The sequence below is a fragment of the Bradyrhizobium algeriense genome (assembly GCF_003062295.1).
Taxonomy (GTDB): Bacteria; Pseudomonadota; Alphaproteobacteria; order Rhizobiales; family Xanthobacteraceae; genus Bradyrhizobium; species Bradyrhizobium algeriense.
On record NZ_PYCN01000009.1, the window covers coordinates 244,468 to 263,122 of the forward strand.

Sequence of the window (18,655 nt, forward strand, 5' to 3'; positions counted from 1 at the left end):
CGAATGGAACTCTGTTGGTGTCACGCTGTATCCCGAAGCCTGCCGGCTTGGCCGGTATGATTTTTCGTGCCTCGCTCTAATGCAGGCTTCTTCGGAGTTCGATGGGTGGTTACTAGAATTCCTCCAGATTGCGCGGTTTCCGCTCACGCATTGCGTGCGTGTGATTCTTTTCGCAAGTCGAAGTTCCAGTTATCGATGGCAGCAGCGAATGCGGACGATCAATGCAAACGCGCGCCGCCGCGACTGTTCGAAAAATGATTCAATAATCGTCGCCGTTCCTGAAAATACTTTTCGTCCATGGCCTCGGGCACTTTGTCGCATCCGCACTTCGACGGACAGGAATATCAATGCGCACCACAACACATGAGCCGGCGTTATTGCGGCCTTTGCACTTAATCCCAGCGTATCGCCATCTCGCTCGTCGGCTGCCACCCAAGCTTTTCATACAGCGGGCGGCCCTGCCGGGTCGCATGAAGGATTGCATAGGAAATGCCGAGTTCGCGGGCCCTCTCTTCGGCCAGCGCCATCAACCGCTTGGCCAGTCCCTTGCTCCGGTGCTCAGGCTCCACGAAGACGTTGAGGATGCAGGCGCGGCGATGGTTGGCCGGATGGCTCGGATGCGGCGGCCAGTCGATCACCATCATGCCGAGGCCCGCGATCACGACGCCGGCCTCCTCGAGCATCCAGCCGAAATAGCTGCCGTCTGCCAGTCGCGGCGAAAGCCATTGCTCGAAAGCCGCGGTCATCGGCCGCAAGGCTTCGCGCGAGCGGCCGGACGCGGCGAACATTCGCTCGCGGTGCTCGCAAATCAGTTTGAGATCATGCGTTGCAACGGGTCTTGCCGTGATGGCCATGAGCGCAGTCCCAAGTGGCGTGTAGAATCGGTGGAGCGAAAGCGAAACCCGTCCTTGCATTCCAATCAACAAAAGATGATGGGTTTCGCGGAGTTTATCATCGGGCCGGCCGAAGGCCGGACCCGTTGGCTCTACCTATCCTGCGAACTGCTTGAGCGACTGCCGTTACGTAGTCTTAGGCCGCCTCGGATGCATGAACCACCGCCCCCAACGATGCCAAGGTAGCCCGAATGTTATCTCTCCGCGACCTGAGGCTCCGCGCCAACACCGGGTACGCTGGTTCAGACAAGTCGCGAACACCCGCGCGCGTCTCTTCGTGCTCGATGTCAACGGTGAGCAGCTCGACCGATCGCGATAGGCTTTCGATCAGTGTCGCGATTTGAAACCTGTTCGCCGCTGCGGTTGCCCGAAGCGTTTCAATCAGAGATGAGTTTGCCATTGGTGGCCTCCGCCGGTCAGTTTTAGGACGCGCTCACGCCCATTCCTGCGTAGAGCAAGCAGGGTGCCAGGTAGGCGACGAAAATCCCCCGTAGTTCTCCGGTCCGGACATCGTTCCAGTTCAAATACTGTTGCTGTGAGCTCGGCCGCGGCGACGGCTTCAAGCCGAGGAACGCGAAACCGCATGGAGATTGCGGTCGATTGGGATCCCATACGCGAAAAGGAGGCTCATTCGCTAGCGGTGCTCGCAAATCAGTAAGATCATGCTTCGCGACAGGTCGTGCCGGGATGGCCATGAGCGCAGTCCCAGGTAGCGCGCAGGATCGGTGGAGCGAAAACGAAACCTGTCCTCTACATTCCAATCAACAAAGATGATGGGTTTCGCTCCGCTCTACCCATCCCACGCGCCGTCACCGTATTTCTGATGATTGCAATCAAGCGACCGCTAATGCTGATTTCGACTTCCGGCGATAGGCCATGAAGCCAACACCCGCAAAGCCGAGGATCATCAAGGCCCAGGTCGATGGCTCAGGGACGGCCCCAATGCCAAAGACGACATTGTCCATACCGAAAGCATCCATGTTTCCGACCGCTAAGGCCGGATTACGAACGAAGGTAATCTCTGTAAAAGGAGTGTCAGAGATGAACCCAAAGAATGATGCATCGGCGTTAGCGGGAACCACGGCTGGTGAGAGCTCTTCGCCATTCACGACAACAAACGAGCGGGTAGTCGACGAGTGCAGATTATTGAAGCCGCGAAAATCTGCTCCGAAAGCCGTGATTGCCGAGTTGAATGTTATCTTGAAGCCCGTATCGACGTCGGTGATACCATTAATGAACGACGATCCGTTGACGTTGTAGATTGAATTGCCCGGCCCGGAGGGGGTCGGATTGATAACGTTGAAGGAGCTCTGATTTGGACCGAAACCAGTTAGCGTTAGTTCGCCTACGGTAACGGAGTTTGTTCTGAACTGTGTGTCGGCGCTGACACTGTCGAAATTCTCGGTTGTCGTTCCAGAAGCGGCCGCGGCGAAATCCGCGCTCGCTGTGTATTCGGTGATTGCTGCGATCGAACTCAACGTCATACTCGCAAGAAACACCAGCGCAACTGCACCCGTTCGTAAAATCATTTTTGCACTTCCAATTTTTCTGACGATCAGGCCGCAGTAAGCGCGGTCCTATTGCGGCGGCGATACGCCATGAAGCCAACACCAGCGAAACCGAGGATCATCATTGGCTCGGTGGAGGGCTCGGGCAGGAGGCCGAAGATCGCGTGGATTTAATAGCCTTCGTATTCATTTAAGGCCCCTCAATAAATGTCTAGCAATGCACCTCGATCATAACTGCCGAGGGCCTGAAAACAAGACTGCCGTGGGCCTGAAAACAAGGCAAAAAGCAGCCAAACTGCACAATCCGTTGACACATTTAATTCATGTCGGAGCTTCAAATGTTTTTCAAATCAAATGACCGGGGAATGTCGGGGCGGTTGGCAAAGCCCGGGCGATACGCGCCGCGGGAATGTGTTCGGCTGTCATCGTCCGCCTTGTGCGCAATTGCGCACTGGGGCGAACGATCCAGTATTCCAGAGACGGCGGTGATTGAGCCGAGAGGCCACGGCGTACTGGATACCCGCCTTCGCGGGTATGACGGTGGGGGGTGTGGCGCGAGATTCTCCGATGTGCGCTTGCACATCGTAGTTCGACGCCTCGCGCCGCCGGAATGACGGGTCTGAGCTTCCCCCGTTAACCCTTTGCTAACCATACACCCGGCAAGAATTGCCGAGTGAAGTCGAGTGTCGTCGGCCGCGTTAGATGAGGGAGGAATCCCCGTGGACGCCAGTGCGGTGCCTCACTTTCGGACCGGCGGCCCTTCGGCCGCCGCGCAGACGTTTGGCGCCCGCGGGCGTCAATCGCGGGGGGATGCGGCTACCATGGTCGATGTCACGGCGGGTCAGGGCGGCGCAGGCGCCAGCGGCAAGTTTCCATCCTTAAGCGAAATCGGCGATATGCTGAGGCGCGGCGATCTGGCGCTGGCGTTCGGCGTTCTCACCATCCTGGTGGTGCTGATCCTGCCGCTGCCCGCGATCGTGCTGGATCTGTTCCTGGCGATCTCGATCACGGTGTCGATCCTGATCCTGATGACGTCGTTGTTCATCCAGGCGCCGCTGGAATTCTCGGCGTTTCCGACCGTGCTCTTGATCTCGACTATGCTGCGGCTGTCGCTGAACATGGCCTCCACCCGGCTGATCCTGTCGCACGGCCATGAGGGCACGGCCGCGGCCGGCCACGTCATCGAGGCCTTCGGCAATTTCGTGATGAGCGGTAATTTCGTCATCGGAATTATCGTGTTCGCGATCCTGGTGATCGTGAACTTCGTCGTCATCACCAAGGGTTCGGGCCGCATCGCCGAAGTCGCCGCGCGCTTCCAGTTGGACTCGATGCCCGGCAAGCAGATGGCGATCGACGCTGATCTTTCCGCCGGCCTGATCGACGAAGCCACCGCCAAGGCACGCCGCAAGGCGCTGGAGGACGAAAGCGGCTTCTTCGGCGCGATGGACGGCGCCTCGAAATTCGTCCGCGGCGACGCCATCGCGGGGCTTTTGATCGTCTTCATCAACGTCATCGGCGGCATCATTATCGGCGTGGCGCAGCAGGGCATGAGCTTTGGCGACGCCGCCCGCACCTACACCATCCTGACGGTCGGCGACGGCCTGGTAACGCAGGTGCCGGCGCTGATCGTCTCCACCGCGGCGGGCCTGTTGGTCTCGAAAGCCGGCATCACCGGTTCGGCCGACAAGGCGATGATGAAGCAGCTCTCCGGTTACCCGCAGGCGCTCGGCATGTCGGCCGGCGTGATGCTGGTGCTGGCGCTGTTGCCGGGCATTCCAATGCTGCCCTTCCTCGCGCTCGGCGGCGGCGCCGCCGTGCTGGCCTGGAAGGCGAAGAACCGCAACGGCGCCGCCAAGGCGGTGGAAGCGGCCGCAGCCGCGGCGCCCGAACTGGCGGCCGCAGCCGCCCAGGCCTCAGCCGAAGAGCCGATCGCCACCGCGCTCAAGATCGACGACCTCAAGATCGAACTCGGCTACGCGCTGCTGCCGCTGGTCAACGGCCCCGACGGCACCGACCGGCTCACCGAGCAGATCAAGGCGCTGCGCCGCTCGCTTGCGATCGAAATGGGCTTTGTGATGCCGGCGGTGCGCATCCTCGACAACGTCCAGCTCGAGGCCAACACCTATGTCATCAAGATCAAGGAAGTGGACGCCGGCTCCGGCAAGATCTGGCCGAACCAGTTCATGGTCATGGATCCCGCCGGCAACCAGGTCGGCGTGCCCGGCATCCACACCGTCGAGCCGACCTTTGGTCTCCCTGCAACCTGGGTCGACGCCGCGCTTAAGGAAGAAGCATCGCTGAAGGGCTACACGGTGGTCGATGCCGCCACCGTGCTGTCGACGCACCTGACCGAGCTGCTCAAGAACAACATGAGCGACCTCTTGTCCTACGGCGAGGTGCAGAAGCTGTTGAAGGACCTGCCGAAGGAACAGGGCGAACTGGTCAAGGATATCGTGCCGAGTTCTGTCACGGTCTCGGGCATCCAGCGCGTGCTGCAATTGCTCCTGGCCGAGCGGATCTCGATCCGCGATCTCTCCACCATTCTCGAAGGCATCGCCGACGCGCTCGCCTTCTCGCGCCATCCCGCCACCATGGTCGAGCACGTCCGCGCCCGGCTGGCGCGGCAGATTTGCGCGCAGAACACCACCTACAACGGCTACCTGCCGCTGATCGCGCTGTCGGCGCGCTGGGAGATGGCGTTTGCGGAATCGATCGTGGGCACCGGCGAGGACCGCAGCCTTGCCATGCAGCCCTCAAAACTGTCGGAGTTCATGACCTCGGTCCGCAACGCCTTCGAGCAGGCCGCCCGCGAAGGCGAGGCGCCGGTGCTGGTCACCTCGGCTGCGATCCGCCCGTTCGTCCGCTCGCTGGTCGAGCGCTTCCGCTCGCAGACCACCGTATTATCTCAGGCCGAAATTCACCCGCGCGCGCGGCTGAAGACGGTGGGCAGCGTGTAGGCCGGAAGCCTGCGCGCGGCACAAATCAGCGGCGAAAAAGGCGAAGCCTTTTCGTCACATGCAAACAATTTGTTAACATCGCACCAATCGGCAGGCATTTGCCGCGCGCGCCGCGGGTGACATCTTAAGTTATTGTAGTATTTAGTAAATTTTCTGTTTTTGCCCTCGCGGAGCGACCCTTTGATCGCGGCCGTTCAAGTCTTTTCACCGCCTTGTGATCGCCACTTGGGAACTAATCTCCGGATTCCTACGTTTCCTGACGCGAGACGTTGAACCGCCCTGTGAACGGCATCGACGAATTTACAGGACGGAAGGCGGCAGGAGACTTCCATGAACCACTCGATCTACAGCGCAGATCGCACGACCCATCTCAAGATCGTGGTCGTGGCTCTGGTTGCGGGTGTCGTGGTCGCCGGTTTCAGCATCTCCGCGCGTACAACCTCGGATGAAGGCCTGACCCAGACCGCGAGCACGCGCGTCATGAAGGCCGGTAAGCCGGTTGTGATTACGAGTTCAGGCAACTCTGTCGTACGCTAAAGGAGAATTCACGGAATTCACGCGGCTCTTTACAGCCCCCAAAGGCCACGTGGATAATTAAGACCCCAACTACCCCCAAGTTGACTACGAAAACGCCCGCTCCCCACGGGCGTTTTCTTTTTGTCGGGGCTGTCGCGGAGTCCGCCACCACACCCACAAACCTCAGTTCGTAGCCCGGATGGAGCGAAGCGTAATCCGGGATTCTTGCGACATTCGGCGGCGGTCCCGGGTTTCGCTTCGCTTCACCCGGGCTACGGGCTTTCGCGCCTCCTCACCATGAGGCGCGGCTAGCGGGTAGCCGGCACCGTCTCGATCAGTTTGCCGACATAGATCGGCGCCGAAGTCGGCTTGCCGGTCGGCGATCCGCCGGCCGGCTCCACGGTCACCGCGTAGGTCGCTGCATTGATCGTACCGGCGTCGTAGTCGGCGAGCATTGGACGCGCGGTGAAATCGCTGCCGCCGATCACGCCGAGCGAGCGCGGCTGCGGCAGCTTGTCGGAGATCAGCCAGAGCTCAAAACTCTTTCCAGGCTCGGCATCGGCGCCGACTTTGCGGACGGTGAAATTTTTGGTCGCGGCGTCGACCGTCAGGATGAAGGCGGGCGAGCCGCCGTCACGCTGCAATAGCGCAACATATTGCGCCGAGGGCACAGGCTGTGGCGCCGGCGTCTTGACCTCGACCGTCTGGATGCGCGGCTTCGGCCGCAGCGCTTCCGGCAGCAATTCCGGCCGATAGACCTGCACCGCCAGCATCGCGACCAGGGCTGCGGCAAGTCCGGTGGCCATCGACGCGACGCTGCGCAAGCGCCGGACCCGGCCCGCCAACTGGATGACGTTCGAATTGTCGCTCACATGGTCGACGGCGACGGGAGGCGCCGCGGCGACCACAGACTCCTCGGCCGGTGGCGGTGCAGGCTCCGGAGGCGGCGGCGCCTCGGGCAGCACCAGCGGCGCCTGCGCTTCGGTGGAATGTCCGATCGCGGCCTTGATGTTCTCCCACACGATCGGCCGCGGCTCGACCGAGCCGACCATCTGGTTCAAGACGCCGAGCCGGTATTCCCAGGCATGGACCAGCGCGGTGTATTCGGCGTCGACGGCCATCATGGTCTCGACCTGCGCGCGCTCACCGGCATCGAGGGTGCCGAGCGCATATTCCGCGGCGAGCGCGATATGGTCTTCGCTATAGGCCATCGTTCAAGATCCGGGCATCAAAGCCCGAGACACTCCCTTATGTCCATCATGCTGCGGCGCAGCCACGTCTTCACCGTATTCACCGGCGTCTCGAACTTGGCGGCGAGTTGCTCGCGGCTCCAGCCGTTGTAATAGGCCAAGAGCACCAGTTTCTGCCGATCCGGCTCGAGACGGCCGACGCATTCCAGCAACCGCTTCAACTCTTCCGTCATCTCGCGCCGTGCCAGCGGATCGGGCGAATCGGCCGCGACTTCCATCGCGGTCGGCTCCTCCTCGATCGAGATTTCGCTCTTCTTGCGCACCACGTCGATCGCCCGATTGCGCGCGATCGACGCCATCCAGGTAATCGGCGAGGCTAGCGCCGGGTTGAACTGTCCGGCGCTTTTCCAGATCTTGACGTAAGCCTCCTGAATGACCTCCTCCGCGAGGTCCTGACGGCGCAAGATACGGAGCACGACGCCGAAGAGTTTCGCGCGCGTGGCGGCGTAAAGGCGCTCAAAAGCAGCCTCATCCCCCTTCGCAACCGCGGCAATCAGCCAGACCAGCTCCGCTGGCGTCAGCATTCAGCGTCCCCCAAATCGCGATTTTCTCCATCGCGTCTTACGCCGGAGCAATCGAGAAGTTTCGTAGCATACCCTGCGATAAGGGGGCCACCAAGTCGCCGGTTTCGGGGATTCAGGAACAGAAAAACCCCGGGCCTTGCCGCCCGGGGGTTTTGATCGTGCAACCGATGAGGGTGAGAGGCGTCAGGCGACGCCAAGCCGGGCGCGCATCAGGCCGATGGAGTCCATGTCGGCCTGCTCCCGGGCGCTCTCCTCGGCGCGCTCGCGCGCCTGGTCGCGCTCGTCGAGCAGTTCCACCTTCTTCAGCTCCTCGAACGCTTCGCTGAGCAGGCTCTTGGCGTCCTCGAGCTGGATGCGCAGTTCGTCGGCGGAACGGGTCAGGTTCTCCCGGCGCTGGATCGCGGCCTTGGCGTAGGTCGGGTAGGCGAAATGGGAGGGATCGTTGATCCCGGCCCGCTCCTGCTCGGTCTGGATTTCGCGCTCGAGATCGACCGACATGCGCTGGAAGTCGGCGATCATGCCTTCGATCTGGGTAACCCTTCGGCGCTTCTCGTCGACCTGAAATTTCTTCAGGCGGATCAGCGTTTCGCGTGACTTCATCGACTCATACTCCCCAGAAGTCCCAATCTGAACGCGGGACGGAGCCGGCTCCCTCGGGGGGCCCCACCGGCCTCATTAATCATGTGCCGGGGATGATGGCCTGACAAAGTTAGCGTTCCGTTTCCAAATTGGCGAGGATTTGCGCCAACTGGCGATAGCCGTCATCGAGACTCGATTTTTCGTCCTTGGCCTGGCGCAGGAAGGCTTCCAGCGGCTCGTGCAGCCGGATCGCCTCGTCGACCTCGGGGCTTGAACCCGCCCGATAGGCGCCGAGCCGGATCAGTTCCTCCATGTCGGCGTAGGTCGCCATCACCTGGCGGCCTCGCATGATCACGGACAGATAGTCCGGGTTGGCCGATCTCGGCATGGTGCGGGAGACCGATTTGAGGATATTGATCGCGGGAAACCGCCCGCGCTCCGCAATCGAGCGTTGCATCACGACGTGGCCGTCCAGAATGCCGCGGACCGCGTCCGCAATCGGCTCGTTATGGTCGTCGCCGTCGACCAGCACGGTGAAAATGCCGGTGATGGTGCCAACGCCGGTGCCCGGCCCTGCCCGCTCCAGAAGTTTCGGCAATTCGGTGAACACGGTCGGCGTATAGCCCTTGGCCGTCGGCGGCTCGCCGGCCGACAACCCGATCTCACGTTGCGCCATCGCAAAGCGCGTGACCGAGTCCATCAGGCACAGCACGTCCTTGTCCTCGTCGCGGAAATACTCCGCAATCGCCAGTGTCAGATAGGCCGCCTGCCGCCGCATCAAAGCGGGCTCATCCGATGTCGCCACCACCACGACCGAGCGCGCAAGACCCTCGTCGCCGAGATCCTCCTGCAGAAATTCCTGCACCTCGCGGCCGCGTTCGCCGATCAGGCCGATAACCGTAATGTCGGCATCGACATTGCGGGCCAGCATCGACAACAAGACCGATTTGCCGACGCCGGAACCGGCGAAGATGCCGAGCCGCTGGCCGCGGCAGCAGGTCAGGAACGTGTTGAGCGCACGGACGCCCAGATCGAGGGGCGCGCCTACGCGCTTGCGCGAATGCGCCGGCGGCGGCGAGTTACGGTATTGCATCGGTGACGGCCCCTGCGCCAGCGGCCCCTTGCCGTCGATTGGTTCTCCCATGGCGTTGATGACGCGGCCGAGCCAGGCCGGTGACGGCCGCACCTGGCTGGCCGCGGTGGCAATGACCGCGCGGCAACCACGCCTGACACCGTCGAGCCCACCGAATGGCATCACGACCGCATTGCTGCCGGAAAAGCCGATCACTTCGGCCGGGATGAAGCGGCCCCCGCCGGTATCGATGACGATCCTCGCACCGACCGACATCGCATGAATGGGCCCCGCGATCTCCACCATCAGTCCGCGCACGCCCACAACACGGCCATATATATTGACGCCGTCGATATCGCCGATCTGCTCCGCGAGCGCCTTCATTGCGAAAACCTTAAGTTTCCGCGTTTTAGCCGGAGGCGCTTAACCTCGTGTTTACCCGCATCGTTAATCATTGCGTCACTGTCTTTGGTGACTGAGAGCGCTCGCCCGTCAGAAGAAGGACGAATCGCGGGAGTCGGTTAGGCCCGTCTCTTAATAAGGAACTTGAGCAGGCACGGTAGGGAAAAGCTGCTTCGACGCAATATCTTAGGGCGATTCGATAAAAATTGCACTTAAAGACCTTGCGAACCGGAATCAGGATTTGTTAACCATGTGTCTGTCAGGATCCGAATCAGTTGTTCAAAGGCGTTTTGAGTGCCGCAAGTGCGGCCGACCTGACGCCCGGAGCGGCGACTAAAGGGGACTGGCATGCGCGTTTTGCTGATTGAAGATGACAGCGCTGTCGCGCAGTCGATCGAGTTGATGCTCAAATCCGAGAGTTTCAACGTCTATACGACGGACCTCGGGGAAGAAGGCGTCGACCTCGGTAAGCTCTATGACTACGACATTATCCTTCTCGACCTCAACCTGCCCGACATGTCCGGCTACGACGTGCTCAAGCAGCTCCGGGTTTCGAAGATCAAGACCCCCATTCTGATCCTCTCCGGCCTCGCCGGCATCGAGGATAAGGTCAAGGGCCTCGGCGTCGGCGCCGATGACTACATGACCAAGCCCTTCCACAAGGACGAACTGGTTGCCCGCATCCATGCGATCGTGCGCCGTTCCAAGGGCCACGCCCAGTCGGTCATCCAGACCGGCGATCTCGTCGTCAATCTCGACACCAAGACGGTCGAAGTCGGCGGCCAGCGCGTGCACCTGACGGGCAAGGAATACCAGATGCTGGAGCTGCTCTCGCTCCGCAAGGGAACCACCCTGACCAAGGAAATGTTCCTCAACCATCTCTATGGCGGCATGGACGAGCCCGAACTGAAGATCATCGACGTCTTCATCTGCAAGCTGCGCAAGAAGCTCGCGAACGCCTCCGAAGGCCGCAACTTCATCGAAACCGTGTGGGGCCGCGGCTACGTGCTGCGCGAGCCGCACGAGGCGGACGAGCGCATCCCCGCCTGACACCAGGGTTTTATGGCGAGTCGAAAGGCTTGCTGCTCCCGACCGAACCCCGCCCGAAACGGCGGGGTTTTTGTTTGGGCAGTTGGCTCTGGTGGCCTGGCGGGAATGATCCGAGCGCATTAGCTGCGTGGCGGAAGTTCAGATACTCCGAGACCGCCAGTGTCTGGATCAACGCGGCCATTGGAATGCGCGAACCTAAAGGACCGTGCGCTTGGGGCTATGCCATCAAGCGCCCGCTTGTAACCGACGCACCCTCCTGACCTCCTGTAACGCGCGGAGATTTTCTCGCAGAACCAATCTCCCGATAGCAGTGTGGAACTCTGCACTGAGAAGGTCCCGCGAAGGCGGTTGTGTTGTTGGCCCTGCGGCGCAACCGGGGACTCAAGCGCTGACCTCGCGCTCGGTGCTGGCCTCCCGCTTCGTAAGAAGCCGGTCGATCAGACCCCATTCCAAAGCTTCTTCCGCCGTCATGAAACGGTCGCGGTCCATCGCACGCTCGAACTCCTCATAGGTCCGTCTGCAATGCTCGGCGTAGAGCCGCGTCATACGCTGCTTGGTTCGCAGGATTTCTTCGGCATGGATGAGCATGTCCGACGCCTGCCCCTGGAAACCGCCCGACGGTTGGTGGACAAGGATGCTAGCGTTGGGCAAGGCGGCACGCTCGCCGGGTTCGCCTGCCATCAACAGGAACGACCCCATTGAGCGGGCCGTCCCCATGCAGAGCGTATGAACCGGCGCGCGGATATATTGCATAGTATCGTACATCGCGAGCCCGCTGGTAACGACACCACCGGGCGAATTGATATAGAGTTGGATCGGTTTCTTGGGATTTTCGGCCTCCAAGAACAACAACTGCGCGCAGACCAGAGCAGACACAGTGTCGTTCACCTCACCGTTCACGAAGATGATCCTCTCGCGAAGCAAGCGAGAATAGATATCGAAAGAACGCTCGCCACGGCTGGATTGCTCGATAACCATAGGGACGAGTTGCATCGCTTCGCGCATCGGCGAATTCCTTTTCTTCCAGAAATGTCTTTGGCGGGGCGGAGGCGTCAGGCGGCGAGCATGAGGCGGGTCCAGTTGTTGTTCGCCGCCCTTGGCAGATGACGCTCCAGTCGTGCGTCTGCCAGCCCGTGAATAATTTTCAGCCTGGTGCCGCCCACGGCATTAGGCGTGACCTGAAACGTCACCACGCTTTCGAGAAAGGGCGGTTCGTCGTCCCGCATTATGTAGCAAATTTCCTCACCCGGCGCCGAAGAGACTGGTTCGGTATCAGCCAGTTCTCCTTTCGGCAGCCATTTCTCACGAAACGCGGGAATGCTAATCGCCCGCCAGACTTTTTCAGGTGGCGCGTCGAGTTCGTATTCGAGCACCAGGTCTTTCGTCTGCCCCTCGGCCTCCATGTCGTTCATTGGTCCATATCCTTCAGCAAGGCTTTCAAAGCGTCGATGCGCGCGGGCCAGTAGGAGCGATACTTCGCCAGCCATCCGGCTATGAGCGCCAAGCCGTCTGGATCGACCTCGTAGTTCACGAAACGGCCCTGCCGCTGTTCCCGCACCAGTCTTGCGTTGCGCAGAACCGAGAGGTGTTGGGACATGGCTGGTTGGCTGATCGTCATACCCTCCCGCAAGGCACTGGCGTTCATGCTGCCATTCGCCAGTTTCTCGAAGATCGCACAGCGGGTCGGATCGGCCAGAGCCTTGAAGATGTCGTTCTGGATCATGCCGACACATAAGCACACACTTATCTAATTCGCAAGCCCCAAGAAATGGTCGGTTGGATAGACTGATGAGCACGCTTGACCGCCTGCGCAGGCCGCGGCTACGTGCGGTGCGAGCCGCACGAGGCGGACGAGCGCATCCCCGCCTGATCAGGGTCTAAAGCGGACCAGAAGGCGCATTCCTCCCGATGATTTAATTCACTTCCACCGATTGAAACCCGATCCCGTCCGTCCCGTAGCTGACCGAATTATCGTCAAACGAGGGGGAAGCCATGAAAAACGTCAGGCTGGTTGCCGCTGTCGCGCTCGGATCGGCATCGTGCGCGCTTATCGGCTATTCGGCGCTCGCCGGCGGCGACAAGGTCGCCTTCCCAGAGAATTTCGACAAGGGCACGCTCTATGCCACGGTCGATCGTTACGACAGCAAGCAGTATCGCGAGCTCTATGCGACTCCGGCGGCAGTCGATGCGGTGCGCAAGGGGCAGCCGATCCCGAGCGGCACGGTGCTGACGCTGGTGCAGTACAAGGCGCAGCTCGATGCGGCCGGCGAGCCTCTCAAGGATGCCAACGGCCGTTTCCAGAAGGGCGACCTCGTCGCCTACACGGTGATGGAAAAGCGCGACGGCTGGGGCACCGAGTACAAGGATGACATTCGGAACGGCGAATGGGAGTATCAGGCGTTTGGCCCGGACAGGAAGGTCAACGACAAGGCCAATTTGACGACCTGCTTCACCTGCCACAAGCCGCATGCCGGACAGGATTTTGTTATCTCACTGGCGGGCCTGAAGGGCACGCCCGAAGGCGCCATGGCAAAGCCCACGCCGGGCCCCGGCGTGATCTCGATCTCCGACTTCAAGTTCGGGCCGGAGACCGTCGTGGTCAGCAAGGGCCAGACCATCACCTGGCACAATACTGATTCCTCGCCGCACCAGGTGACGATCACCGGCCCCAAGGCGCAGCGCTCGTCGATCGCGCTGAAAGGCCAGACCACCCAGCTGACCCTCGCCGATGCAGGAATCTACGATTACATCTGCGGCCTGCACCCGGCAATGAAGGGCAAGATCGAGGTTAGGGAATAACCGACTGCGTCAAGGCCGCCATGGAAGATTTTGTGAACCCCGCCCGAAATGGCGGGGTTTTTGTTTGGGCAGAGTTTTTATTGGGATTGAACCGCCTGCTCCTATGCACCGACTGATAGATCGTGCGAACCTGTCGGGACGCATGAGTTGGGGCGTCGTCAATGATCCTGCAATCGCTCGCCGGGCTGCCGGCGTTCCTGGTGTATTTCTGTACGGCGATCGTAGCCGTAGTGGCCTACCTCTTCGTCTATACCCGCGTCACGGCGCACAATGAGTTCGACCTGATCCGCGCCAACGAGCCGGCAGCCGCCATCGCGCTGGGCTTGAGCCTGCTCGGCTTCGTGCTGCCGCTGGTCAGCGCCATCGCCCATTCCGCCAATGTCTGGGATTGCATGATCTGGGCCGCGATCGCCCTGATCGTGCAGATAACAGTCTATTTTCTCGTCAGGGTTCCCGTGCCGAACCTGTCGAAGCGGATTGCGGCCGGCGAGCTCGCCGCCGCGATCTGGCTCGGGCTGGCTTCGCTCGCCGCCGGCGCCATCAACGCCGCCTGCATGATCTACTGACCATGACCAACAAACCAGACCAGGATTTCGGCAAGCGCAAACCGGTCTCGGTGCCGGCATCGCCACGGCCCGCTCCGCCGCCGGCGAAGCGTTCGGGCCACGTTGCGCTGCTGCTGATGGGCACGTTCGCGGTCGGCAGCGCCGCCTACACGCTGATGCCGAGCCGCAACTGCGAGCCATCGCCGAATGCGGCTTCGCCGTCGTACCAGCAAAGCAATACCGAGTGCTCGTCGCGCAGCTCTTCATCCAGTAGCGGCTCCAGCGGCAGCTCGTCGCGCAGCAGCTACTACTCAAGCGATTCGTCCTCGAGCCATTCATCCTCGGGCACTTCCGATTCCGGCTCGCACAGCGCGCAGCGCGGCGGCTTCGGCTCGTTCGGCCACGCCGTCGGCTTCTCCGGCGGCTGAATTCATGCAGCGCATCCCCTGCCCCGAACGCGACGACTGGCGTGCCACCGCCGAAGGCGTCGGGTTCACTTTTCACACCATCAACGGCGAGCGCTATTGGGACGAAAGCGCCTATTACGCCTTCACGCTGAACGAGATCGAACGGCGGATCGAGGCGCCTACCGGCGAGATCGATGCGATGTGCCTCGAACTGGTCGGCCGCGCGATCAAGGACGAAAAATATCTGCGCCGGTTGAAAATACCCGAAGCCTTCTGGCCGCTGCTGTCCGAGAGCTGGCGCCGCCGGGACGCCAGCCTCTATGGCCGGCTGGACCTGAGCTACGACGGCTGGAGCCCGGCGAAACTGCTGGAGTACAATGCGGATACACCGACCTCGATCTTCGAAGCGGCGGTTTTTCAGTGGACCTGGCTCGAACAGGCGATGGAGCGCAACATCATCCCGAAGCGCGCCGACCAGTTCAATTCAATCCATGAGCGCCTGATCGACGCCTGGAAGAAACACGGCGGCGCCAAGCATCTGCACCTCGCCGGGATGACCGACAATACCGAGGATGCCGGCACGCTGGCCTATCTGCAGGACACCGCAACCCAGGCCGGATTGAAGACCACGCTGATGGATATCAAAGATGTCGGACTGGGCGGTGATGGCCGCTTCGTCGATCTCGACGATCGTGCAATCGAGCTCGCCTTCAAGCTCTACCCCTGGGAATGGATGTTTCAGGACGCATTCGGCGCGAAGCTCGCGACCGCGCCGACGCGCTGGATCGAGCCGCCCTGGAAAGCGATCCTTTCCAACAAGGGTATTCTACCGCTGCTATGGGAGATGTTTCCAAAACACCCCCATTTGCTGCCGGCCTATTTCGAGGACGATCCGAAGGCGTCGATGCTCGGCTCCTCGTTCGTGCGCAAGCCGCTCTATTCGCGCGAAGGCGCCAATGTCGCGCTCGTCAGCGCCGGCACCACGCTGATGGAACAGCAAGGCCCGTACGGAGCGGAAGGATTCATCCGGCAGGCTTTGGCGCCGCTGCCGAGCTTCACCGAGCAATACCCGGTGATTGGAAGCTGGCTGGTCGATCATACGCCATGCGGCCTGTCGATCCGCGAGGACGCGAACCCGATCACCGGCAACACATCACGCTTCCTGCCGCACGCGATCGTGTAGCGCGGCATGGCAAGCGGACGAGGTGAAGACCAGGCTCAGCGCGCCGCGGCGACGGCCCGCAGGGTTTGCGGCACCAGCGTCGACGCCCCCACCCGTATCACCGGCGCGATGTTCGGACGATAAAGTCCGCGCCGCTCCGGATAGGGCTTGAAGGTGTTGGTGATGCCGACAACGGATTCGGCCGCGCCCAGCGCCAGCACGCCATCGGGCTCCAGCATCCGGGAGAGCCGCTCGAAGATGTTGGTCTTGGTATTCTGATCGAAATAGATCAGCACGTTACGGCAGAAGACGATGTCGAACACGCCGAGATGGGAGAAGTCCTGCAGCAGGTTGAGCTGACGATGCTGCACCATGCCGCGGAGCTCGGCATTGATCTGCCAGAGTTCGCCGTTCTGGGTGAAATATTTCACCAGCAACCCGATCGGCAATCCGCGCTGCACCTCGAACTGGCTGAAGATTCCGGCCTTCGACTTTTCCAGCACTGCCTGCGACAGGTCGGTCGCGACAATCTCGGTGCGCCAGCCCGACAGCAGTGGACCTGCTTCCTTCAGGCACATCGCGATCGAATACGGCTCCTGCCCGGTGGAGGAAGCCGCGCACCAGATGCGCAGGGACCGGCGGGCCGCACGCGCCTGCGCCATCGCGGGGATGATCGTCTCCCGCAAATGATCGAACGGGATCTTGTCGCGGAAGAAGAACGTCTCGTTGGTGGTCATCGCTTCGACCACCTCCGCCGTCAGCACGTTGGCTCCGCCCTTCATCTTCTCGACGAGTTCGGAAATGCCCGGCAGGCTGGACTTGCGCGCCAGCGGCAACAGCCGGCTTTCGACCAGATATTGCTTGTCGGCCGAAAGATCGAGCCCGGAGCGCTCTTTCAGAAGCTTACGCAGATACTCATAGTCTGAAGGCGTCACGAACGATCTCCCGAAAACAACCGAACCAGTTTTGGCGCGATCTGATTGAGCGGCAGAACTGCCGCACAAATACCTGCATTGGTGGCCGCGCCCGGCATACCCCACACCACGCTGGTCGCTTCGTCCTGGGCAATCACGCTGCCGCCGGCGGCGACGATGTCCTTGCCGCCGCGCATGCCGTCGGAGCCCATGCCGGTCAGAATCACCGACATGATGCCGCCCTGCCAGACGTCGATGGCGGAGTTGAACAGCGGGTCCACCGCGGGTTTGCAGAAATTCACCGGCGGCCCGTCGTCGAGCGCGATCGCAGTCTCGGCGCCATGGCGCACCACGCGCATGTGGCGGCCGCCCGGCGCAAGATAGATCCGGCCGGGCTTGACGATCTCGCCATCGACGGCTTCATGCGCCGGCCGGCGGCTCGCGCGCGCCAGATGCTCGGCGAGAATCGTGGTGAAGGTCGGCGGCATGTGCTGGGTGATCAGCACCGGAAAACGATCGATCACCGGGCCGATGTCGGCAACCAGCGTCATCAGGGCCTGCGGGCCACCGGTCGACGAGCCGATCAGCAGCACCCGCGGCGCCAGCATGCTGAAGGGCTGGCGCGCCAGCTGCAGCTGCGCAACCGGCGCGGCGGCCGGCTGGGCCAATACTCCGCGTGCCCGCTCAGGGGCCGGCGCCATCGATGGGCTCGCGGCAGGCTGCGCGCGCCGGCGGGCCCTGGCGCCTAGATGACGGATCTTCTGAATCAGATCGTGGTGGAAGGTCTCGGCCGCAGTGGCCTCGCGCGTGCTCTCCGGCTTTGGAATGTAGTCGGACGCGCCGAGCGAAAGCGCCTTGAAGCTGATCTCCGCATTGCGGCGGGTCAGCGTCGACGCCATGATGATGACGAGGTCGCGTTTTTTCGCCAGGAGTTGCGGCAGCGCCGAAATGCCGTCGAGCTCCGGCATTTCGATATCGAGCACGGCAACGTCGGGCTTGATGCGTTCGATCTGGTTGACGGCGTCGAGACCGGTGCGCAGGGAGGCCGAGACCTCCATGTCCGGCTCGGCGCCGATCCAGCGCGAGATCATCCCGCGGATCACGACGGAGTCGTCGACCACCATGACGCGCAGCTTGTCTTGCCGTGTCGAGATTGGCGGTGGAGACCTCGTTAACGCAACACTCATTAATTCACCCGACCCCAACTCAAGCGGCACACTTACAAAACAACGCCGAAGGCCGTCGAGCCGCCGGGATCACCTGCTCGAAATCAGAGCAGGCCGACTTCCTGGAACTTCGCGGTAACGATGTCCTTGTCGAACGGCTTCATGATGTACTCATTGGCGCCGGCATGCAGCGCCCGCGCAATGTGTGCAACGTCGTTTTCGGTGGTGCAGAACACCACCTTGGGCGCGTCGCCGCCGGGCATGCGGCGCAGATTGCCGAGGAATTCGTAGCCGTCCATCACCGGCATGTTCCAGTCGAGCAGAACCGCTTCGGGCATGGCGCGCTTGCAGACTTCAAGCGCCTTTTGGCCGTCCTCGGCTTCGACGATCTGAAAGTCGAGACCTTCGAGGATGCGGCGTGCGACTTTTCGGATGACGCTCGAGTCATCGACGACCAGACATGTTTTCATTTTAGGCCTCCAATTACACCAAATCCCAAGAGGGACGTTTTCATTCCAGCTTCGGTCTTCATGCCGCCATCAGGTCCGGCACGATTTCGAGAACGCGATCGACGTCGAGGACGACCATGAGCTGGCCGTCGAGACGGTGAACACCGCCGGCAAGCTTGGCCATGCGGGGGTCGAGATTGACGGGGTTTTCCTCGCGGCCGTTATCGTGGAGTTTCAAGACCTCGCCGATCTGGTCGATCAAGAGGCCGTAGGACTCGCCGCGCAGATCGACGCCGACCGCCATCGGCGGCTTGCCGTCGTCGTTCTTCGGCAGGCCGAGGCGGGCGCGCATGTCGACCACGGTGACGATGCGGCCGCGCAGGTTGAGCACGCCGGCGATCTCCGCCGACGACAGGGGAACGCGCGTCAGCCGTTCCGGCATGAACACGTCCTGTACCCGCG

The 18,655-nt window shown here is 61.6% G+C and carries 20 protein-coding genes and 1 pseudogene; 7 read left to right on the top strand and 14 right to left on the bottom strand.

The genetic code is table 11. The annotated features are described in order from the left end of the window. Window positions 1-392: 392 nt before the first annotated feature. The 3 genes and pseudogenes from C7G61_RS19840 to C7G61_RS47480 all read right to left on the bottom strand — a co-directional run. A complete protein-coding gene (locus tag C7G61_RS19840) occupies window positions 393-854 on the bottom strand; it encodes a GNAT family N-acetyltransferase (protein WP_108517362.1) in 462 nt (153 codons plus the stop codon). Between the two features lie 872 nt (window positions 855-1,726). Further along, entirely contained in the window at window positions 1,727-2,422 is a 696-nt protein-coding gene (locus C7G61_RS19850) for a PEPxxWA-CTERM sorting domain-containing protein (RefSeq protein ID WP_108517366.1), read from the bottom strand. A gap of 26 nt (window positions 2,423-2,448) precedes the next feature. Further along, window positions 2,449-2,550, bottom strand: a pseudogene (locus C7G61_RS47480) (PEP-CTERM sorting domain-containing protein); the annotation flags it as partial. Between the two features lie 570 nt (window positions 2,551-3,120). Between C7G61_RS47480 and flhA the strand changes: the two are divergent. Further along, window positions 3,121-5,358 carry a flagellar biosynthesis protein FlhA gene (gene flhA, locus C7G61_RS19860; protein ID WP_108517368.1) on the top strand — a complete coding sequence of 746 codons (2,238 nt, stop codon included), beginning with the start codon at window positions 3,121-3,123 and terminating at the stop codon, window positions 5,356-5,358. Window positions 5,359-5,688: 330 nt separating this feature from the next. Next, a complete protein-coding gene (locus C7G61_RS19865; RefSeq protein WP_108517371.1) occupies window positions 5,689-5,895 on the top strand; it encodes a hypothetical protein in 207 nt (68 codons plus the stop codon). A 287-nt stretch (window positions 5,896-6,182) separates the two neighbouring features. Here the strand turns inward: C7G61_RS19865 and C7G61_RS19870 are convergent, their stop codons facing one another. The 4 genes from C7G61_RS19870 to fliI all read right to left on the bottom strand — a co-directional run bounded on the left by C7G61_RS19870 (window position 6,183) and on the right by fliI (window position 9,683). Continuing rightward, complete coding sequence (locus C7G61_RS19870) at window positions 6,183-7,085, bottom strand: anti-sigma factor (protein WP_108517374.1); 903 nt, start codon at window positions 7,083-7,085, stop codon at window positions 6,183-6,185. 17 nt (window positions 7,086-7,102) lie between these two features. After that, window positions 7,103-7,648, bottom strand: a complete 546-nt coding sequence (locus C7G61_RS19875) for a sigma-70 family RNA polymerase sigma factor (RefSeq protein WP_108517376.1) — start codon at window positions 7,646-7,648, stop codon at window positions 7,103-7,105. A gap of 183 nt (window positions 7,649-7,831) precedes the next feature. Then, a complete protein-coding gene (gene fliJ, locus C7G61_RS19880; protein ID WP_057842912.1) occupies window positions 7,832-8,248 on the bottom strand; it encodes a flagellar export protein FliJ in 417 nt (138 codons plus the stop codon). 109 nt (window positions 8,249-8,357) lie between these two features. Continuing rightward, window positions 8,358-9,683 (bottom strand): flagellar protein export ATPase FliI, encoded by a 1,326-nt coding sequence (fliI, locus tag C7G61_RS19885; RefSeq protein ID WP_108517378.1) that lies wholly within the window; start codon window positions 9,681-9,683, stop codon window positions 8,358-8,360. Window positions 9,684-10,049: 366 nt separating this feature from the next. On the opposite strand from fliI, the gene ctrA reads away from it, so the two are divergent. Then, window positions 10,050-10,751: a response regulator transcription factor CtrA gene (ctrA, locus tag C7G61_RS19890; protein ID WP_016848562.1), complete on the top strand. Its 702-nt coding sequence runs from the start codon at window positions 10,050-10,052 to the stop codon at window positions 10,749-10,751. A gap of 381 nt (window positions 10,752-11,132) precedes the next feature. On the opposite strand, the gene C7G61_RS19895 is transcribed toward ctrA, so the two are convergent. The 3 genes from C7G61_RS19895 to C7G61_RS19905 are packed head-to-tail and all read right to left on the bottom strand — an operon-like array spanning window position 11,133 to window position 12,474. Further along, the gene (locus C7G61_RS19895) at window positions 11,133-11,756 is read right to left on the bottom strand and encodes an ATP-dependent Clp protease proteolytic subunit (RefSeq protein WP_108517380.1); all 624 of its coding nucleotides are present in this window, start codon (window positions 11,754-11,756) and stop codon (window positions 11,133-11,135) included. A gap of 47 nt (window positions 11,757-11,803) precedes the next feature. Further along, window positions 11,804-12,163 (bottom strand): SRPBCC family protein, encoded by a 360-nt coding sequence (locus C7G61_RS19900; protein WP_108517382.1) that lies wholly within the window; start codon window positions 12,161-12,163, stop codon window positions 11,804-11,806. Continuing rightward, on the bottom strand, window positions 12,160-12,474 hold the full coding sequence (locus C7G61_RS19905) for an ArsR/SmtB family transcription factor (RefSeq protein WP_108517384.1): 315 nt from the start codon (window positions 12,472-12,474) through the stop codon (window positions 12,160-12,162). The genes C7G61_RS19900 and C7G61_RS19905 overlap by 4 nt, the downstream gene beginning before the upstream one ends. A gap of 269 nt (window positions 12,475-12,743) precedes the next feature. On the opposite strand from C7G61_RS19905, the gene C7G61_RS19910 reads away from it, so the two are divergent. The 4 genes from C7G61_RS19910 to C7G61_RS19925 all read left to right on the top strand — a co-directional run bounded on the left by C7G61_RS19910 (window position 12,744) and on the right by C7G61_RS19925 (window position 15,685). Then, window positions 12,744-13,550 carry a cytochrome P460 family protein gene (locus tag C7G61_RS19910; protein WP_108517386.1) on the top strand — a complete coding sequence of 269 codons (807 nt, stop codon included), beginning with the start codon at window positions 12,744-12,746 and terminating at the stop codon, window positions 13,548-13,550. 161 nt (window positions 13,551-13,711) lie between these two features. Further along, window positions 13,712-14,116: a DUF350 domain-containing protein gene (locus C7G61_RS19915; protein WP_108517388.1), complete on the top strand. Its 405-nt coding sequence runs from the start codon at window positions 13,712-13,714 to the stop codon at window positions 14,114-14,116. Window positions 14,117-14,118: 2 nt separating this feature from the next. Continuing rightward, entirely contained in the window at window positions 14,119-14,523 is a 405-nt protein-coding gene (locus C7G61_RS19920; protein ID WP_108517390.1) for a hypothetical protein, read from the top strand. Window positions 14,524-14,527: 4 nt separating this feature from the next. Next, complete coding sequence (locus C7G61_RS19925; RefSeq protein ID WP_108517392.1) at window positions 14,528-15,685, top strand: glutathionylspermidine synthase family protein; 1,158 nt, start codon at window positions 14,528-14,530, stop codon at window positions 15,683-15,685. Window positions 15,686-15,720: 35 nt separating this feature from the next. On the opposite strand, the gene C7G61_RS19930 is transcribed toward C7G61_RS19925, so the two are convergent. From C7G61_RS19930 to C7G61_RS19945, 4 genes are all read right to left on the bottom strand, one after another. Beyond that, window positions 15,721-16,599, bottom strand: coding sequence for a CheR family methyltransferase (locus tag C7G61_RS19930; RefSeq protein ID WP_108517394.1), 879 nt, complete (start codon window positions 16,597-16,599; stop codon window positions 15,721-15,723). Beyond that, complete coding sequence (locus C7G61_RS19935; protein ID WP_108517396.1) at window positions 16,596-17,765, bottom strand: protein-glutamate methylesterase/protein-glutamine glutaminase; 1,170 nt, start codon at window positions 17,763-17,765, stop codon at window positions 16,596-16,598. Before C7G61_RS19935 ends, C7G61_RS19930 begins: the two co-directional genes overlap by 4 nt. A gap of 83 nt (window positions 17,766-17,848) precedes the next feature. After that, on the bottom strand, window positions 17,849-18,214 hold the full coding sequence (locus C7G61_RS19940) for a response regulator (protein ID WP_108517399.1): 366 nt from the start codon (window positions 18,212-18,214) through the stop codon (window positions 17,849-17,851). A 58-nt stretch (window positions 18,215-18,272) separates the two neighbouring features. Continuing rightward, on the bottom strand, window positions 18,273-18,655 hold a 383-nt coding region (locus C7G61_RS19945; RefSeq protein WP_108517447.1), incomplete at its 5' end, for a chemotaxis protein CheW.

Excerpts from the sequence above, each read along its gene's own strand:
- C7G61_RS19840 (WP_108517362.1), bottom strand. The coding sequence starts at position 854 with ATGGCCATCACGGCAAGACCCGTTGCAACGCATGATCTCAAACTGATT.
- C7G61_RS19850 (WP_108517366.1), bottom strand. The coding sequence starts at position 2,422 with ATGATTTTACGAACGGGTGCAGTTGCGCTGGTGTTTCTTGCGAGTATG.
- C7G61_RS19865 (WP_108517371.1), top strand. The coding sequence starts at position 5,689 with ATGAACCACTCGATCTACAGCGCAGATCGCACGACCCATCTCAAGATC.
- C7G61_RS19870 (WP_108517374.1), bottom strand. The coding sequence starts at position 7,085 with ATGGCCTATAGCGAAGACCATATCGCGCTCGCCGCGGAATATGCGCTC.
- C7G61_RS19875 (WP_108517376.1), bottom strand. The coding sequence starts at position 7,648 with ATGCTGACGCCAGCGGAGCTGGTCTGGCTGATTGCCGCGGTTGCGAAG.
- fliJ (WP_057842912.1), bottom strand. The coding sequence starts at position 8,248 with ATGAAGTCACGCGAAACGCTGATCCGCCTGAAGAAATTTCAGGTCGAC.
- fliI (WP_108517378.1), bottom strand. The coding sequence starts at position 9,683 with ATGAAGGCGCTCGCGGAGCAGATCGGCGATATCGACGGCGTCAATATA.
- ctrA (WP_016848562.1), top strand. The coding sequence starts at position 10,050 with ATGCGCGTTTTGCTGATTGAAGATGACAGCGCTGTCGCGCAGTCGATC.
- C7G61_RS19895 (WP_108517380.1), bottom strand. The coding sequence starts at position 11,756 with ATGCGCGAAGCGATGCAACTCGTCCCTATGGTTATCGAGCAATCCAGC.
- C7G61_RS19900 (WP_108517382.1), bottom strand. The coding sequence starts at position 12,163 with ATGAACGACATGGAGGCCGAGGGGCAGACGAAAGACCTGGTGCTCGAA.
- C7G61_RS19905 (WP_108517384.1), bottom strand. The coding sequence starts at position 12,474 with ATGATCCAGAACGACATCTTCAAGGCTCTGGCCGATCCGACCCGCTGT.
- C7G61_RS19910 (WP_108517386.1), top strand. The coding sequence starts at position 12,744 with ATGAAAAACGTCAGGCTGGTTGCCGCTGTCGCGCTCGGATCGGCATCG.
- C7G61_RS19915 (WP_108517388.1), top strand. The coding sequence starts at position 13,712 with ATGATCCTGCAATCGCTCGCCGGGCTGCCGGCGTTCCTGGTGTATTTC.
- C7G61_RS19920 (WP_108517390.1), top strand. The coding sequence starts at position 14,119 with ATGACCAACAAACCAGACCAGGATTTCGGCAAGCGCAAACCGGTCTCG.
- C7G61_RS19925 (WP_108517392.1), top strand. The coding sequence starts at position 14,528 with ATGCAGCGCATCCCCTGCCCCGAACGCGACGACTGGCGTGCCACCGCC.
- C7G61_RS19935 (WP_108517396.1), bottom strand. The coding sequence starts at position 17,765 with ATGAGTGTTGCGTTAACGAGGTCTCCACCGCCAATCTCGACACGGCAA.
- C7G61_RS19940 (WP_108517399.1), bottom strand. The coding sequence starts at position 18,214 with ATGAAAACATGTCTGGTCGTCGATGACTCGAGCGTCATCCGAAAAGTC.